At 64.2% G+C, this 16,467-nt stretch carries 14 protein-coding genes and 2 tRNA genes; 12 read left to right on the forward strand and 4 right to left on the reverse strand.

Going from position 1 to position 16,467, the window contains the following annotated elements; all coding sequences use genetic code 11:
* Positions 1 to 17: 17 nt before the first annotated feature.
* A complete protein-coding gene (gene efp / locus KXJ60_RS11215) occupies positions 18 to 572 on the reverse strand; it encodes an elongation factor P (protein ID WP_291127222.1) in 555 nt (184 codons plus the stop codon).
* A gap of 151 nt (positions 573 to 723) precedes the next feature.
* Positions 724 to 1,791 carry an elongation factor P maturation arginine rhamnosyltransferase EarP gene (earP, locus tag KXJ60_RS11220; protein ID WP_291127224.1) on the reverse strand — a complete coding sequence of 356 codons (1,068 nt, stop codon included), beginning with the start codon at positions 1,789 to 1,791 and terminating at the stop codon, positions 724 to 726.
* A gap of 79 nt (positions 1,792 to 1,870) precedes the next feature.
* Between earP and KXJ60_RS11225 the strand changes: the two genes are divergently transcribed.
* From KXJ60_RS11225 to KXJ60_RS11240, 4 genes are read left to right on the forward strand one after another with little or no spacing between them, the layout of a single operon-like run.
* Complete coding sequence (locus tag KXJ60_RS11225; protein ID WP_291127226.1) at positions 1,871 to 2,908, forward strand: dienelactone hydrolase family protein; 1,038 nt, start codon at positions 1,871 to 1,873, stop codon at positions 2,906 to 2,908.
* 47 nt (positions 2,909 to 2,955) lie between these two features.
* A complete protein-coding gene (gene uvrC / locus KXJ60_RS11230; RefSeq protein WP_291127228.1) occupies positions 2,956 to 5,001 on the forward strand; it encodes an excinuclease ABC subunit UvrC in 2,046 nt (681 codons plus the stop codon).
* A 49-nt stretch (positions 5,002 to 5,050) separates the two neighbouring features.
* A complete protein-coding gene (pgsA, locus tag KXJ60_RS11235) occupies positions 5,051 to 5,620 on the forward strand; it encodes a CDP-diacylglycerol--glycerol-3-phosphate 3-phosphatidyltransferase (protein WP_291127230.1) in 570 nt (189 codons plus the stop codon).
* Between the two features lie 10 nt (positions 5,621 to 5,630).
* Complete coding sequence (locus KXJ60_RS11240) at positions 5,631 to 6,521, forward strand: DMT family transporter (protein ID WP_291127232.1); 891 nt, start codon at positions 5,631 to 5,633, stop codon at positions 6,519 to 6,521.
* On the opposite strand, the gene KXJ60_RS11245 is transcribed toward KXJ60_RS11240, so the two are convergent.
* The gene (locus tag KXJ60_RS11245; RefSeq protein WP_291127234.1) at positions 6,522 to 7,463 is read right to left on the reverse strand and encodes a LysR family transcriptional regulator; all 942 of its coding nucleotides are present in this window, start codon (positions 7,461 to 7,463) and stop codon (positions 6,522 to 6,524) included.
* A gap of 65 nt (positions 7,464 to 7,528) precedes the next feature.
* Here KXJ60_RS11245 and KXJ60_RS11250 point away from each other — a divergent pair, with 65 nt between their 5' ends.
* The 6 genes from KXJ60_RS11250 (at position 7,529) to KXJ60_RS11275 (ending at position 12,287) form a co-directional block, all read left to right on the forward strand.
* The gene (locus KXJ60_RS11250; RefSeq protein ID WP_291127236.1) at positions 7,529 to 8,425 is read left to right on the forward strand and encodes an alpha/beta hydrolase; all 897 of its coding nucleotides are present in this window, start codon (positions 7,529 to 7,531) and stop codon (positions 8,423 to 8,425) included.
* Positions 8,422 to 9,507 (forward strand): tartrate dehydrogenase, encoded by a 1,086-nt coding sequence (locus KXJ60_RS11255; RefSeq protein WP_291127238.1) that lies wholly within the window; start codon positions 8,422 to 8,424, stop codon positions 9,505 to 9,507. The genes KXJ60_RS11250 and KXJ60_RS11255 overlap by 4 nt, the downstream gene beginning before the upstream one ends.
* Before the next feature lie 294 nt (positions 9,508 to 9,801).
* Positions 9,802 to 10,074: an HU family DNA-binding protein gene (locus tag KXJ60_RS11260; RefSeq protein ID WP_066158910.1), complete on the forward strand. Its 273-nt coding sequence runs from the start codon at positions 9,802 to 9,804 to the stop codon at positions 10,072 to 10,074.
* Positions 10,075 to 10,096: 22 nt separating this feature from the next.
* Positions 10,097 to 10,172 (forward strand) — tRNA-Val (locus KXJ60_RS11265).
* An 86-nt stretch (positions 10,173 to 10,258) separates the two neighbouring features.
* A complete protein-coding gene (locus KXJ60_RS11270; protein WP_291127240.1) occupies positions 10,259 to 12,175 on the forward strand; it encodes a SurA N-terminal domain-containing protein in 1,917 nt (638 codons plus the stop codon).
* A 36-nt stretch (positions 12,176 to 12,211) separates the two neighbouring features.
* Positions 12,212 to 12,287, forward strand: a tRNA-His gene (locus KXJ60_RS11275).
* Between the two features lie 55 nt (positions 12,288 to 12,342).
* On the opposite strand, the gene KXJ60_RS11280 is transcribed toward KXJ60_RS11275, so the two are convergent.
* Entirely contained in the window at positions 12,343 to 13,113 is a 771-nt protein-coding gene (locus tag KXJ60_RS11280; protein WP_291127242.1) for a 3-hydroxybutyrate dehydrogenase, read from the reverse strand.
* A 90-nt stretch (positions 13,114 to 13,203) separates the two neighbouring features.
* Here KXJ60_RS11280 and KXJ60_RS11285 point away from each other — a divergent pair, with 90 nt between their 5' ends.
* Complete coding sequence (locus KXJ60_RS11285) at positions 13,204 to 14,145, forward strand: alpha/beta hydrolase (protein WP_291127244.1); 942 nt, start codon at positions 13,204 to 13,206, stop codon at positions 14,143 to 14,145.
* Positions 14,142 to 16,466 (forward strand): bifunctional (p)ppGpp synthetase/guanosine-3',5'-bis(diphosphate) 3'-pyrophosphohydrolase, encoded by a 2,325-nt coding sequence (locus KXJ60_RS11290; protein WP_291127246.1) that lies wholly within the window; start codon positions 14,142 to 14,144, stop codon positions 16,464 to 16,466. Before KXJ60_RS11285 ends, KXJ60_RS11290 begins: the two co-directional genes overlap by 4 nt.
* Position 16,467: the final 1 nt, after the last annotated feature.

Consider the following 16,467-nt stretch of genomic DNA (forward strand, 5'->3'; position numbering starts at 1 on the left):
GTCGACGCCGAGGGGGCTCAGACGCGGCGGCGGTATTCGCCCGTGCGCGTGTCGATCTCGATCTTGTCGTCCTGCGCCACAAACAGCGGCACGGCCACTTCGAAGCCGGTGGCGATCTTGGCGGGCTTGAGCACCTTGCCAGACGTGTCGCCCTTGACGGCAGGTTCCGTCCAGGTGATGACGCGCTCGACGCTGGTGGGCAGTTCGACCGAGATGGCCTTGCCGTCGTAGAACACCACTTCAACGGTCATGCCGTCTTCGAGGTAGTTCAGGGCGTCGCCCATGTTTTCGGCTTCGACTTCGTACTGGTTGTACTCGGCGTCCATGCACACATACATCGGGTCGGCGAAGTAGGAGTAGGTGCACTCCTTCTTGTCCAGAATGATCTGGTCCATCTTGTCGTCGGCCTTGCAGACGACTTCGGTGGCCATGTTGTTGAGCAAGGCCTTGAGCTTCAGGCGCACGGTGGCCGCGCCACGGCCGCCACGGCTGTATTCGGTTTTCAGGACGATCATCGGGTCCTTGCCGTGCATGATGACGTTGCCGGCGCGGAGTTCTTGAGCGATTTTCATAGGGATTCCAACGGTTGGGCCGCTTGCTCCCGGCGTGCGCTGGACACCCGAAAACTGAGCTGATGGTGGCGGTCTGTGCGGCGAGGCAGACGGCTTGCGGGGTCCGGGGTGCCGAAGGAGTCCGGTCCGGTTTTCCGCAAAGCCTCGAATTTTATCGCTTTTCCTGCACAAAACCGATCAGCTGGCTGCACAGATCGCTCTGGGCGAGCAGCCGCTGGCGCGCGGCTTGAGCGCAGGCATGCCAGTCGTGCAGCGTGTCGGCGCCTGGCCACACGGCCTGCATGGACCCCATGCCGTTCCAGGCGCGGTGAAACGCGCGCCAGGAGGCGGGCGCATCCAGCCATTCGAGAAAGGCCTCCAGCTTGGCGTGGTGCGCGTTGTCGTGTTGCGGATAGAGGTGCCACACGAAGGGCTTGCCCGCCCAGAGGGCGCGGGCCAGGGAATCCTCGCCGCGCACGAAATTCAGGTCGCACGCCCACAGCAGGTGGTCGAACTCGGGCTGGGTCAACCAGGGCAGGGCGTGAATTCGGTCGTTGGCAACGACGGGGCCGGCCTGTTGCACCGCCTGCCACGCGCGCCCGGGGGTGACGAGCCATTCGCTGCGGGTTTGCGCCCGGGCGGCCTGCCGCAACACATCGGGCAGTGCGGCGGGCTCGTAGCAGAACAGGCTGACACGCCGTGAACCGCGGGGGAGCGGAACGCCGGTGCGGTCCAGCCACGCGTCGGCGTCGAAAGCGGCTTGCCGTGTCGGCAGATCGGCCTCGCGCAGCAGGCCACCCGTGCGGTCCGTGAACCCAGGGTAGAAGAACCATTTGGTGGCCAGGCCGCGAGCCGGGCCGCTCATGACGGGCGAGGGCAGGCGGTGGGAGCGCTCGACGTAAGGCTCAGCGCTCAGGTACTCCAGATTGATCCAGACCGGCGGGCGCGCGCCGGCGGCGACTTGCGTTGCCATCGCCTCTACAAACTCTGGCGGCGGCTCGCAGCCAAAGGCCTCGATCCAGACATCTGCCAGTGGCTCTTTCGGCACGGACAGGGGCGACGTCCAGTGACGCACCTCAATGCCGGGCAGGCCGCCGGGTGCCATCCAGTCCAGTGCCTGTGGGTCGTCCAGCCAGAGGCGCACCCGTTCGCCACGCCGCGCCAGATCGGCCGACAGCCGCCAGCACACCCCGACGTCACCGAAGTTGTCGATGACTCTGCAGAAAATGTCCCATTGCATGCGCGCCATTGTCGGGGCTACAGTTTGCGGGCGCTGCAGCACGGGCCCACCGGGCCGCTGAATGCGCTGGGGACACACCATGGCCAAACGCTTCATTCCCTGGTGGCTGGCGATCGTGCTGGCGCTTTTTTCGCCGCTGCTCGCGGCGCAGGAACTCATTGCCGACATGAGTGCCGGCCCGCCGACAGGCCGTTACGCTTTTGCCAGCAGCACACCGCGCAGCTTGCTGGAGTTGCTCAAGGGCCCCGGGCAGGGCGAGCCAGCGCAACCGGTGGGCCATTGGTTCCTGCCGCAGGGCACCGAGCGCGGTCCCGCGGTGGTGCTGATGCACGGCTCGGGCGGCATCTACGACGCCATGCTGGACTTCTGGCCGAAGCAGTTCAATGCGGCGGGCATCGCCGTGCTCGCGGTGGATTCGTTCGGGCCGCGGGGTGTAAAGAGCACCGCCGAGGACCAGTCGCAGGTGCCGTTTGCCGCCGACATCGCCGACGCGTTTGCGGCACTCAAGCTGGTGGCCAGTCATCCCCGGGTTGACCCGGCGCGCATTGCCATCATGGGCTTTTCGCGCGGGGGCATCACCGCATGGCGCACGTCGGTGGTGCGCATCGCGGCGTCGCAGCGGCTGCCTGATGGACTGCGGTTTGCGGCCCACGTGCCGGTGTACGCGGGCGGCTGTGTGGGCACGTTCCGGCTGGTGGTCAAGCTCGATGTGTTTTCCATCAAGGCCCCGATGCTGTGGGTGCATGGCGATGCCGACGATTACGCGCCCATCGGCCCCTGCCGCGACTACGCCGAGCGCATCGCCAAGACGGGAACGCCAGTGGAGTTCCTCACGCTGGAAGGCGCGAGGCACAAGTTCGACCAGGATGACATCCGCCGCATCAACGTGCGAGGCGCGCAGCGAACGCTGGAGACCTGTCCGCTGGAGATGGACATCGACACCCTGATCACCTACGACCGCAACACCGGCCAGCGCCTGAACGGCGAAGCCGTGCAAACGGTCATGCGGCAATCGTGCAGCGCCATCGGCGCTCATGTGCAGGGCGACCGCACCGCGCGCGACAAGGCCGCGCAGGCGATCCTCGCCTTCTTTCGCAAGACGCTCGGCTCGCGCTGAGACCCGCTCGTCCCGAGGGTGGCGGGGACGGGCCACAATACGCGCCCATGTCCGACGCGCATTCCGAACAACTGCTCAACGAAGTGGCGGCCTTGCCAGGCCTGCCCGGGGTGTACCGCTACTTTGATGCCCAGGGGCAACTGCTGTACGTGGGCAAGGCGCGCAACCTGAAGAAGCGCGTGTCGAGCTACTTCCAGAAGAGCCACGACGGCACGCGCATCGGCCACATGATCAGCAAGATCGTGCGCATGGAGACCACGGTGGTGCGCTCCGAGGCCGAGGCGCTGCTGCTGGAGAACAACCTCATCAAGACGTTGAACCCGAAGTTCAACATCCTGTTTCGCGACGACAAGAGCTACCCCTATCTCAAGATCACCGGCACGCGCGAGGCCTTCAAGCCATCGGCCAGGCCGCTTTCGCCCTCGGCGGCGTTTCCTCGCATGGCGTACTACCGTGGCGTGGTGGACCGGCGGCACAGCTATTACGGCCCTTACCCCAGCGCATGGGCGGTGAAGGAGTCCATTACGCTGCTGCAGAAGGTGTTCCGCCTGCGCACCTGCGAAGACACCGTGTTTGCCAACCGCACGCGGCCCTGCCTGCTCTACCAGATCAAACGTTGCAGCGGCCCCTGCGTGGACCTGATCGATCACGAGTTGTACGCGCAAGATGTGCGCGATGCCGAGCGTTTCCTGCGCGGCGAGACGCAGGCCGTGCTGGATGCGCTGGAGCAGCGCATGCTTGTGCATGCCGAAAAGCTGGAGTTCGAGCAGGCGGCAGAGATCCGCAACCAGATGAGCGCGCTCTCACGCGTGTTGCATCAGCAGGCGATGGACACGGTGTCGGACAAGGACGTCGATGTGCTCGCGGTCAAAGTGCATGGCGGGCGGGCCTGCGTGAACCTGGCCATGATCCGCGGCGGGCGCCATCTCGGGGACCGTCCCTATTTCCCGGCCCACGTGGACGACGCCACGGCCATCGACAGTGCCCTGGCCGAAGAGGCCGGTGCGAACACACAGCCCGCTGACCCCGCCGAGCGTGTGGCTGTGCAGGTGCTGGAAGCCTTTATTGCGCAGCACTACCTCGGCGTGGCCATGCCGCACACGCTGGTCACCAGCCACCCGGTGGGCAAGCCTTTGCTGGATGCGCTGACGGAGCAGATCGGCGCCAAGGTGAACGCCGTGCACAACCCGCGCGAGCACCGTCGCATCTGGCTGGAGATGGCGCAGAAGAACGCCGACATTGCGCTGGCCCGTTTGCTGGCCGAGGAGGGCAGCCAGCAGGCGCGCACGCGCGCGCTGGCCGACGCGCTGCACTTGCCCGACGACCAGCTCGATGCGCTGCGCATCGAGTGCTTCGACATCTCACACACGGCGGGCGAATCCACGCAGGCTTCGTGCGTGGTGTTTGAAGCCCACAAGATGCAGAACAGCCAGTACCGCCGCTACAAGATCGACGGCATCACACCGGGCGACGACTACGCCGCCATGCGGCAGGTGCTGCTGCGCCGCTACGGGAAGATCGCCGAGGCGATGCGCGCAGAAGGGGAAGCGGTCGAGCCGGCTCCCGTTGGTGTGGATGTCGCGCCCGATAGGGCCGATGAGCCGGCTGCCGCCGAACCCACGGTGGAGGCGGTGGCCGGGCCACGCATGCCTGACCTGGTGCTCATTGACGGTGGCAAAGGCCAGGTGAGCATGGCTCGGGAGGTGTTTGAGCAGCTGGGGCTGGACCTGTCGCTCATCGTGGGTGTGGAAAAAGGCGAGGGCCGCAAGGTCGGCCTGGAGGAGCTGGTGTTTGCCGACGGGCGCGAGAAGGTGTACCTCGGCCACGATTCGGCGGCGCTCATGCTGGTGGCCCAGATCCGCGACGAAGCCCACCGTTTTGCCATCACCGGCATGCGTGCCCAGCGTGCCAAGGTGCGCACGGGCGGCAGCAAGATCGAAGACATTCCCGGCGTCGGCCCCAAGAAGCGTGCGCGCCTGCTGCAACGCTTTGGGGGCGTGCGCGGCGTGGCGTCGGCCAGCGTGGAGGACCTCGCCACCGTTGAGGGCATTTCCGCCGATCTCGCCGATGCCATCTACCGCGCGCTGCACTGACCGACCAGCCCGATCCCGCTTGACAGATCACCAACGCATAATCCGCACCATGTTCTTCAACCTCCCCACCCTGCTCACCTGGGCTCGCATCGTTGCCATCCCGCTGATCATTGGGGTGTTTTATGTGGAGAGCTTGAGCCTCGCGCAACAGAACACGGTGGCCACGGTGCTTTTTGTCGTGTTCGCGCTGACGGATTGGGCCGACGGCTATCTGGCCCGCAAGCTCAACCAGACATCGGCCTTCGGCGCCTTCCTCGACCCCGTGGCCGACAAGTTCCTGGTCTGCGCCAGCCTGCTGGTGCTGGTGCATCTGGACCGTGCCGATGTGTTTGTTGCGCTCATCATCATCGGCCGCGAAATTGCCATTTCGTCGTTGCGCGAGTGGATGGCGATCATCGGAGCGACCAAGAGCGTGGCCGTGCACATGATCGGCAAGGTGAAGACAACGGTGCAGATGGTGGCCATTCCTTTCCTGCTGTTCCACGGCAAGCTGCTGGGCGTGATCGATACCCAGCTCTGGGGCACGTGGCTGATCTGGATCTCGGCGGTACTCACGGTGTGGTCGATGGTGTACTACCTGCAGAAAGCCATTCCCGAGATTCGCGCCAAGTCGCGCTGAAAGCCTTTCGATGAATACCCCCGCGCAAGACAACGCGTGGCTGCGCGCCATGCCCTGGGTGTTCGTGCTCATCTGGAGCACCGGTTTTATCGTGGCGCGCTATGGCATGCCGCACGCCCCACCGATGAAGTTCCTCGCGGTGCGCTACGCCCTGTCCATCGCGTGCTTCCTGCCTTGGATCGTGCTCGCGGGCGTGAAGTGGCCCACTTCGCGGGCGCAGTGGTTTCATCTGGCCGTCACAGGCGTGCTGATGCACGCCGGTTATCTCGGGGGCGTGTGGGCCGCGGTCAAGGCGGGCATGGGCTCCGGCCTGTCGTCGCTCATCGTGGGTTTGCAGCCGGTGCTCACCGCCATCTGGCTGTCGGGCACAGGCGCCAAAGTGTCCAGGCGCCAGTGGCTCGGGCTGGTGCTCGGTTTTGCGGGTCTGGTGCTGGTGGTCTCGCGCAAATTCGGTGCGGGCGGTCCGGGCGACCAGGCGAACTGGCTCAATCTTTCGTTTGCCGTGATGGCGCTGCTGGCCATCACGGTGGGCACGCTGTACCAGAAGCGGTTTGTGCAGGCCTGCGACGTGCGCACGGCCAATGCCGTGCAACTGCTCGCGGCGCTGCTGGTCACCCTGCCGCTCACGCTGCTCGAAGCGGAGCTGATGGACTGGAATGGTGAGCTTCTGGGCGCCATGGCCTGGTCGGTACTGGGCCTCACGCTGGGCGGCAGTTCGCTGCTTTACATGCTCATTCAGCGTGGCGCGGCGGCATCCGTCACGAGCCTGATGTATCTCGTGCCGCCGTGCACCGCGTTGATCGCCTGGGTGCTGTTTGCGGAACCCATCACCGCCGTCACGCTGGCCGGCACGGCACTCACCGCCTTTGGCGTGAGCCTGGTGGTGCGGGCGCCTCGGTGATCAGCGGCGCCCCGGCTTGGGGCGCCAGGGTTCTGTGCCCAGCGACTGCGCCAAGTGGGCCTGCAACAGCGCGATGCGGCGAGGGACCACCGCTCGCCAGGGGGCCAGCCAGTGGATGTCGGCGTCCTGCTGGCTCCAGTCGGGCAGCACCCGCACCAGCTGCCCTGTCTGCAGCGCTTCTTCGATGTCCCACAGGCTGCGCAGCATGATGCCGTGTCCTGCAAGGCACCAGTCGCGCACGAGCTCCCCTGAGTTGCTGGAAAGCGCACCGCCCACGGGCACGTGCTTGATCTGCGTGTCCCCCTTGGCCTGCAGCCGCCAGTGGTCAAAGCGCCGCCCTGGTGCTTCGCCGTTTTCCCTCACCACCAGGCAACTGTGGTTGACCAACGCCTGCAAGCTGTCGGGTGTGCCGCGGCGCTGCAGGTAAGCGGGTGTGGCCACCAGCACGCGCTGATTGGTCGCCAGCCGGCGCGACACCCACTCGGCGGCGCGTTCGGTGGGGGCATCCCACAGCCAGATGGCCGCATCTAAGCCTTCCACGGCAAGGTCGGGCAGTTGCTCGGTGAGTTGCAGTTGCACTTGCGTGCCCGGATACCTTGCCTGAAACGCGGCGAGCGCGGGCCCGACCCACAGCCGGCCGAAGCCGAAGGTGGCCGCCAGGCGGATCGGCCCCGCCGGCTCTGCCTGACGCTCGCGCAATTCCGTCTCGACTTCTTCGAACGCGCGCAGCAGATGCACCGCGCGTTCGCACAGCGTGTCACCCTCGGCAGTGGGGCTCACGCGGCGGGTTGTCCGCTGGAACAACCGCAAGCCCAGCCGTTCTTCCAGCGATGCGAGGCGCTTGGTCACGGCCGAGGGCGCCACGCGCAGCGCACGAGCGGCCGTCACCAGACTGCCGTGCTGCCGCACAGCCAACACAAGCTCGAGATCGGCGCGGTCCAATTGTTTCCCTTTGAGAATTAATCAATTGCTTAATTATTGCCGCGATGCGAGCTATGCTGGCGCCCATGTTGAGTGCATTTCCATCCCATCCGGTACAGCGCAATGGCGTGACCCTGCACACGCGCATCGGTGGCGAGGGGCCTGCGTTGCTGCTGCTTCACGGTCATCCGCAAAGCATGGCCATGTGGCACCGGGTCGCCCCTGCGCTGGCCCGGCATTTCACGCTGGTGTTGATGGACCTGCGCGGCTACGGCGACTCCGCCCGACCGAGCGCCGACGCCGCCCACCTCAACTACAGCAAGCGCGAGATGGCGCTGGATGCCTTGGCCGTCATGGCGCACCACGGGTTCGCGCACTTTGACGTGCTTGCCCACGATCGCGGCGCGCGCGTGGCGCACCGGCTTGCGGCAGACCACCCGGCCGCCGTGCGCCGCCTGATGCTGCTTGACATCGCGCCCACGCTGGCCATGTACGCGCAGACGGGCGAGGCCTTTGCGCGCGCTTACTGGCACTGGTTCTTTCTCATCCAGCCTTCGCCGTTGCCCGAAGCGCTGATCGACGCCGACCCAGCGCGCTATGTGCGCAGCGTCATGGGGAGCCGGCACGCGGGCCTGGGTGCGTTTGATCCGGGGGCGCTGGCCGAATACGAGCGCTGTGCTGTTCAGCCTGGCACGGCCGTTGCCATTTGCGAGGACTACCGCGCCAGTGCCAGCGTCGATCTTGATCACGACCGCGCAGACATCGCCGCCGACCGACGGCTGCCGCAGCCGTTGCGCGTCCTCTGGGGCGAACATGCCACGGTGGCGCGTTGCTTCGATGTGCTGGCGCTCTGGCGCGAGCGCGCTGCCAACGTGACCGGCCGCAGCCTGCCGTGTGGTCACTACATGGCGGAAGAAGCGCCTGAGCAGCTGTCTGCCGAAGCCCTGTCATTTTTCCAATCTGATTCGAAGGAACAACCATGAGCAAACACCGCATCGCCGTCATCGCCGGAGACGGTATCGGCACCGAAGTCATGCCGGAAGGCATTCGCGTTCTGGAGGCTGCCGCCACGAAGTTCGGCATTGACCTGCAATTCGACCACTTTGACTTCTCCAGCTGCGCGTATTTCGAACGCCACGGCAAGATGCTGCCCGACGACTGGAAAGCCCGGATCGGTGGGCACGACGCGATCTACTTTGGCGCGGTGGGCTGGCCTGACAAGGTGCCCGACCACATTTCGCTCTGGGGCTCACTGCTGATGTTTCGCCGCGAGTTCGACCAGTACGTCAACATCCGGCCCGCCCGCCTCATGCCCGGTGTCACGGCACCTGTCGTGCGCCGCGATGGCAGCCCGCGCGCTCCTGGCGAGATCGACATGGTCATCGTGCGCGAGAACACCGAAGGCGAATACTCCAGCATTGGCGGGCGCATGTATGCAGGCACCGACCGCGAGATCGTGGTGCAGGAAACGGTGATGTCGCGCATCGGCGTGGACCGCGTTCTGCGCCACGCATTCGAGGTGGCACGCTCGCGGCCGAAGAAGCACCTGACGAGTGCCACCAAATCCAACGGTATCGCGATCACCATGCCGTACTGGGACGAGCGCGTGGCTGAAATGGCCAAGGAGTATCCGGATGTCAAGGTGGACAAGTTCCACATCGACATCCTCACTGCGCACTTCGTGCAGCGGCCTGACTTCTTCGATGTCGTGGTCGGCAGCAATCTGTTTGGCGACATCCTCAGTGATCTCGGCCCAGCGTGTACCGGCACCATCGGCATTGCACCCAGCGCCAACCTCAATCCCACGCGTGAACACCCCTCGCTGTTCGAGCCGGTGCATGGCTCTGCGCCAGATATTGCAGGCAAGGGCATCGCCAATCCCATTGGTCAGATCTGGTGCGGCGCGATGATGCTCGATTTTCTGGGCCATCGTGGTGCGCACGACGCGATCATGCAAGCCATTGAGGCTGTGCTGCAGCCCGACAGTGGTGCACCGCGCACCGCTGATCTCGGTGGCACCGCAGGGACCGCGGATGTGGGCCGCGCCATCGCTGCCGCGATCTGAATCCGAGGAGATTCGCGCGCGGCCTAGCTTGCATGTTGCGACATTTTGTTGCGCATGCAGCGCGCATTTGAAAGCGTCTAGAATCTCGCCTCTTGCGCCGGCAGGGCTGGACTGTCTCCCCTCGTGTATTGACAGGGGTTGTGCCCAGTGGGTCTAATCACCCAGCGGTTGCCACGGTGTTGGCATCGTCCTGCGGTCTAGAGCGATCAAGGTTTTTTTGCCCGCGGCCCTCGCCGTCTCCGGAAAAAAACCTGTCCTAACGGAACATTCAATTCACTTCAAGAGGGGCTATTTGTGAACAAAACAGAACTCGTCGAACACATTGCCAAGCACGCCGATATTTCCAAGGCGGCCGCAACGCGTGCACTGGACTCCACCATCACGGCGATCCGCACCACGTTGAAGAAGGGCGGCACGGTGTCGCTGGTCGGCTTCGGCTCGTTTGCAGTGACCAAGCGCCCCGCCCGCAAGGGCCGCAACCCCCGCACGGGCGCTGAGATTAAAATCAAGGCCGCCAAAGTGCCGAAGTTCCGTCCGGGCAAGGCACTCAAGGATGCGCTGAACTGATGCGCTTTCCGATTTTCCGGTGGGGTGCTTAGCTCAGTCGGTAGAGCGGCGCCCTTACAAGGCGTAGGTCGGCGGTTCGACCCCGTCAGCACCCACCACCATCGAAAAGGCGAACCCGGGTTCGCCTTTTTTGTTGTCGGCAACGACAACGCCTTTCGGTTTTTGAAGTAGCAGGGCTCAAGGCATGTTCGATTCCATCCGCAATCACAAGAAGTACCTCATGGGCTTCCTGATGATCCTGATCATCCCCTCGTTCGTGTTGTTCGGCATCGAGGGCTACACGCGCTTCAACGAGAGTGGTCAGCCTGTGGCCACCGTGGATGGAAAAGAGATCACGAAAGCGGAATGGGACCAGGCTCATCAGCAGGAGTCGCAGCGGCTTCGCGAAGCCATGCCCACCCTCGACGCGCGCTTGCTCGACAGCGACGGCGCGCGTTATGCGACCCTGGAGCGTCTGGTGCGCCAGCGGCTCCTCAGCGCGGCCGCCAGCAAGCTCAATTTGTACACCAGCGATGCCCGCCTGGCCAGAGACTTGCAGCAAAACGAAGCTATCGCCGCCCTCCGCAAGGCCGATGGTTCGCTGGATGTGGAAGCGTACCGACAGCTCGTCAGCCGCCAGGGCATGACGCCTGAAATGTTTGAAGCGCGTGTGCGTGCGGACCTGTCGCAGCGGCAGGTATCGCAGGGCATTCTGGGGTCGGGTTTTGCCCCCACGGCATTGGCATCCATTTCGCTCAATGCTTTCTTTGAACGCCGCGAAGTGCGTGTGGCGCGCTTCGCGGCTGGCGAATTCGCCGCGCAGGTCAAGCCCGCTGATGCGGATGTGGAAGGCTTTTACAACGCCAACCAGGCGCTGTTTCAGGCGCCGGAGCAAGCGGAGATCGAGTACCTCGTGCTGGACGCTGCGGCGTTGCAAGGTTCGGTGGCGCTCAACGAGGCCGATGTCCGTGCCTATTACGACCAAAATGCCTCACGCCTCTCTGGTACGGAGGAGCGTCGTGCTCGTCACATCCTGCTGACTGTGCCCGCCGGTGCTTCGGCCGCTGACAAGGATGCCGTGCGGCAGCGCGCCGAGACGCTGCTGGCGCAGGTTCGTGCGAAACCGGCGAGCTTTGCCGAGGTCGCCAAGGCCCAGTCGCAGGACCCGGGCTCCGCCGCCAACGGAGGCGATCTCGACTACTTCGGTCGAGGCGCAATGGTCAAACCCTTCGAAGACGTGGTGTTTTCGCTCAAGAAAGACGCCATCTCCGACCTGGTCGAGACCGAGTTCGGTTTTCACATCATCCAGCTCACCGACGTGAAGGCGCCTCCCGTGCGCAGCTTCGAATCCATGCGGGCAGAGATCGAGGCTGATTTGAAGAAGCAGCAAGCGCAGAAGCAGTTTGCGGAAGCGGCCGACACCTTCAGCAACCTTGTGTACGAGCAGCCTGACACGCTCAAGCCTGCAGCCGATCGTCTCAAGCTGCAGATCCGGAAGGCCACCGTGCAGCGCCAGCCGCAAGCGGGTGTGAGCGGCGTGCTGGCCAACGAGCGTCTCCTGGGTGCGCTCTTTGACACCGAGTCGCTGGACAAGAAACGCAACACCGAGGCCATCGATACCGGGTCCGGCCAACTCGTCTCTGCCCGCGTCATCAATCACACCGCCGCACACACCCGACCGCTGGCCGAAGTGCGCGATGAGGTCAGAAGGCGGCTCGTGGCGACACGATCGGCCGAGCTGGCCCGGGCTGAGGGCGAGAAGCAGTTGCAGGCAGCCAAGTCCGGCGCCGATGTCAAGGGGCTGGGGGCTGCGACGGCTGTGTCGCGTGAGAATGCCCAAGGCCTTGCGCTGCCCGTGCTCACGGCTGCGCTCAGCGCCGATTCCAAGGCCTTGCCCGCATGGGTGGGGGTGAACCTCGGTGACCAGGGTTACGTTGTGGTGAAAGTCGAAAAAGTCTTGCCGCGCGATGTGCGTCCTGCCCAGGCGCTCAGTCAGGAGGTGCAGCAGTACAGCCAATGGTGGGCTTCGGCCGAGAACGAGGCCTACGTTGAAACATTGAAAGAGCGCTTCAAGGTTCGGATCCTGGTTCCGGAGCCCGCGGCTGCATCGCCGGCGCGCTGATGCGCCTTCAGTTCAAGCTATAATTCCAAGCTTGCGGTGGCTGTAGCTCAGTTGGTAGAGTCCAGGATTGTGATTCCTGTTGTCGTGGGTTCGAGTCCCATCAGCCACCCCAGATAATTGAAAAGGCCCGGTCAGTACCGGGCCTTTTTTCTTTCTGGATGCGGTGATTACTGCGCGGCCCAGCCACCGTCCATGTTCCAGGCCACGCCGCGCACGTTGTTGCCGGCCGGCGAGCAGAAAAACACCGCCAGCTCACCCAGCTCCTCGGGGGTGGTGAATTGCATGGACGGCTCCTTCTCGCCCAGCAGCTGCCGCGTGGCCTGGTCGTTGGAGATACCTTGCGCGGCCGCTTTTGCGTCAACTTGTTTTTGCACCAGGGGTGTGAGCACCCAGCCGGGGCAGATCGCATTGCAAGTGACTCCTGAGGTGGCGTTTTCGAGTGCGGTCACCTTGGTCAGACCCACGATGCCATGCTTGGCCGCGACATAGGCCGACTTTTCTGCCGACCCCACCAGACCATGCACAGACGCCACGTTGATGATGCGGCCCCAGTTGGATTTCTGCATCGCGGGCAGAGCCAGACGGCTGGCGTGAAACGCGCTGCTCAGGTTGATGGCGATCACCGCATCCCACCGCTCGACCGGGAAGTTCTCCACTCGGGCCACGTGCTGAATGCCTGCGTTGTTCACCAGAATGTCGACCTGTCCGAATGTGCTGGCGGCGAATGCCATCATGGCTTCGATTTCGTCCGGTTTGCTCATGTCCGCCCCGTGATACGCCACCTTGGCGCCCAGCGCTGCGATCTCGGCTTTGGGGCCATCTGCGTCACCAAATCCGTTGAGAACGATGTTGGCGCCTTGTCGCGCCAGGGCTTTGGCGATGCCCAGGCCGATGCCGCTGGTGGATCCGGTGACGAGGGCGGTTTTATTGGCAAGCATGGTTGAACTCCAGTTCCAGTACGATGGGTTGAAAAGCGCTCAAAGCATTATCAAGTACGCACTTTGGCGTGCACTGACCCTATGGAATCCATGCAAGAACCGATCCTCAACCACTTGGCCGTTCCCGGCCCCACCGCTCGCGGTGGACAACCGCGCCAAATGGCCTTCTGGGATTGGTCCAGCCGCGACGGGGAGTCTGGACGTGTTGTCGTCTGCGTCCATGGGCTCTCCCGACAGGGTCGGGATTTCGATGTGCTGGCCAGGGCACTGTCCGAACGTGCTCGTGTTATCGCCGTGGATGTGGCCGGTCGTGGGCACAGCGACTGGCTGGACGATCCCATGGGCTATCAAGTGCCCACTTATGCAGCGGATCTGGCGGCCTTGTTGATGCATCTGCGCGCGGAGAATGCAGCCGTCGTGATCGACTGGGTGGGCACCAGCATGGGTGGGCTCATCGGCATGGCGTTGGCAGCCCGGGCAGAGCTTGCGCCGCGTCGCCTGGTGCTCAATGACGTGGGTCCTGCCATCCAGTGGGAAGCCCTGCTGCGCATCGGCACTTACCTCGGTGCGAATCCCTCGTTTGACAGCGAGGCGGCCGCCATTCATTACCTTGCCTCGATCTCTGCCGGTTTTGGTCCCCACACGCCCGAGCAGTGGCGAGCGCTGTCCCTGCCGTTGCTTCGCGAGCGGGACGGGCGTTGGTGGTTGCACTACGATCCCGCGATTGCGCTGCCCGTCAAAGCCCTGGTTGGCATGAGTGATCAGGCGCAGGCACGCCAAGTCGCCCGCGATGGGGAGGCCTTGCTCTGGACCTTGTACGACGCCATCACTTCACCCACGCTGCTCTTGCGGGGAGGGCAGTCGGATCTGCTGTCCGCGGCGACGGCGCGTGAAATGACGCAACGCGGACCCAAAGCGCGCTGCGTGGTGTTTGATGGCGTGGGGCACGCGCCCACGCTGGTTTCCGATGATCAGGTGGCTGCCGTCCGGGATTTCCTCTGGTCTGATGGAGTGGCAGCGAGCGAGAAATGAAGCGATCGATTCCCTCGTCGTCACCCGCTGCGGTGAGTGCAGTGGCCGCGAACGAACGTACACCGGTCGTTCCGTCGGCCATCGTGGCGGCCACGTCAGACAGTCTGCCCAAGCAGGCGCATGCGTTGGCGCGCGCCCGGGCATTCGCCGAACCTTTGCTCGACAGCGAGCAACTGGACACTGGCGAGAACACCCTTGCCCATGCCGACGCCGTGGCTGGCGTGTTGCATGACATCGGCGGCTCTGAAGCGATGCAGGCCGCGGCGTATCTGGTCTACGCTTGCCAACATCTCAACCGCCCGCAGGAAGTGATTGCCAAGGCCTTTGGTGACAACTTCGCGGCGCTGGCCGTGGAAACCACCAAGCTGGTGCAACTGCAGCGGCAGGCCCGCATCAAGGCGGCAGCAGCGTCTGCGAAAAAAGAGGTCGAGCGCCTGGCTGCGCAGGAGCAGGACTTGCCGGTGGTCGCGCCCGGCAAGGTGCCCATGTCAGAGCTGGCAGCCAGCCAGACCGAGAACGTGCGCAAGATGCTGCTCGCCTTTTCGCGTGACTTGCGTGTGGTCATGCTGCGGCTGGCCTCCCGGTTGCAGACGTTGCGCTACTTTGCGGCCACGAAGGGTGAACCTGGCGAGGCCTTGGCTGCAGAATCGCTCCACGTGTTTGCGCCGCTGGCCAACCGGCTGGGTATTTGGCAGATCAAATGGGAAATGGAAGATCTGGCCTTCCGCTTCCTTGAGCCTCAGACCTACAAGCATGTTGCCCGTTTGCTGGATGAAAAGCGCGCGGAGCGCGAGGCGCATGTGGAGCAAGTGCGCCAGCGGCTCGAGGCTGAGTTGCAGAAGCACGGCATTGCCGCGTCGGTGCAAGGGCGGCCCAAACACATCTACAGCATCGTCAAGAAGATGCGCGGGAAGTCACTCGGTTTCGAGCAGGTGTTCGACATTCGGGCGTTGCGCGTGATCGTGCCCGATATGGCCGATTGCTACACGGCGCTGGCTCACGTGCATGCAGGGTATGCGCCCGTGCCGGACGAGTTTGACGACTACATCGCCAAACCCAAACCCAACGGCTACCAATCCTTGCACACGGTGGTGCGAGATGCAGAGGGCAGGGCGTTCGAGATCCAGATTCGCACACAGGCCATGCACGACCATGCCGAGCACGGTGTGGCGGCACATTGGGCTTACAAGGAGGCTGGCGCCAAAGGCTACGCCGGTGTGTCGGCCAGCTCCGAGTACGACGCCAAGATCGCCGTCTTGCGCCAGCTTCTGGCGTGGGAGCGTGACCTGAGCGGCACGGCACAGGGCTTGTTCGACGATCGCATCTACGTGCTCACACCAGATGCGGCCATCGTTGAGCTTCCGCAGGGCGCTACTGCGGTGGACTTTGCCTACACCGTGCACACCGACCTTGGGCATCGGTGCCGCGGCGCGCGTGTCGATGGCGCCATGGTCACGCTCAACACGCCATTGCAGAACGGGCAGACCGTCGAGATCACGGCGGCCAAAGAAGGCGGACCTTCGCGCGACTGGCTCAATGCGGAACTCGGTTACCTCGTCAGCCATCGCGCCAAGAGCAAAGTGCGTGCGTGGTTTAACGCGCAGGCCATGGAGGAGACCACGGCGCGTGGGCGCGAGGCGGTGGAAAAGCTGTTGCAGCGTGAGGGCAAGACCGCGCTGAAGCTCGACGATCTGGCGGTTTCAATGGGCTTGCCTTCCGCGCAAGAACTGTTCGAGCAAGTCGGCAAAGACGAACTTTCCCTGCGCGCGATCGAGACGCACCTGCGCCCGCCTGCGCCCGAGGCGCCCTCTGAGGTGCCCGCATGGCTCAAGAAGCCTCGCAAGTCTTCCGGCCAACCGACTGGCGGTGTGCTTGTGGTGGGCGTGGAGTCGCTCATGACGCAGCTGGCCAAATGCTGCAAGCCTGCGCCACCTGATGACATCGGTGGCTTCATCACACGTGGCAAAGGGGTCAGCGTCCACCGCACGGACTGCAGTGACTTTGCTCACCTGCAGCGCAAGAATCCCGACCGCGTGATCGAGGTGGAGTGGAGCGGCCATGGTGCGCCAGAGCGCGACGGGCGAGCCGCCGTGTATCCGGTGGATGTGGCCATCGAAGCTCAGGATCGACAGGGTTTGCTGCGGGACATCTCCGACGTGTTTGCCCGCGAAAAAATGAATGTGATTGGTGTGCAGACGCAGTCGGTGCGTGACGTGGCCTGGATGACTTTCACCATCGAAGTGTCGGATGCGAGGCAGGTCATGCGTGCCATGTCCGTGGTGGGCGATGTGCCAGGGGTCAAGGTCGTGCGTCGCAAGTGAA

The sequence above is a fragment of the Hydrogenophaga sp. genome (assembly GCF_019264445.1).
In the GTDB taxonomy this organism is placed as follows: Bacteria; Pseudomonadota; Gammaproteobacteria; order Burkholderiales; family Burkholderiaceae_C; genus Hydrogenophaga.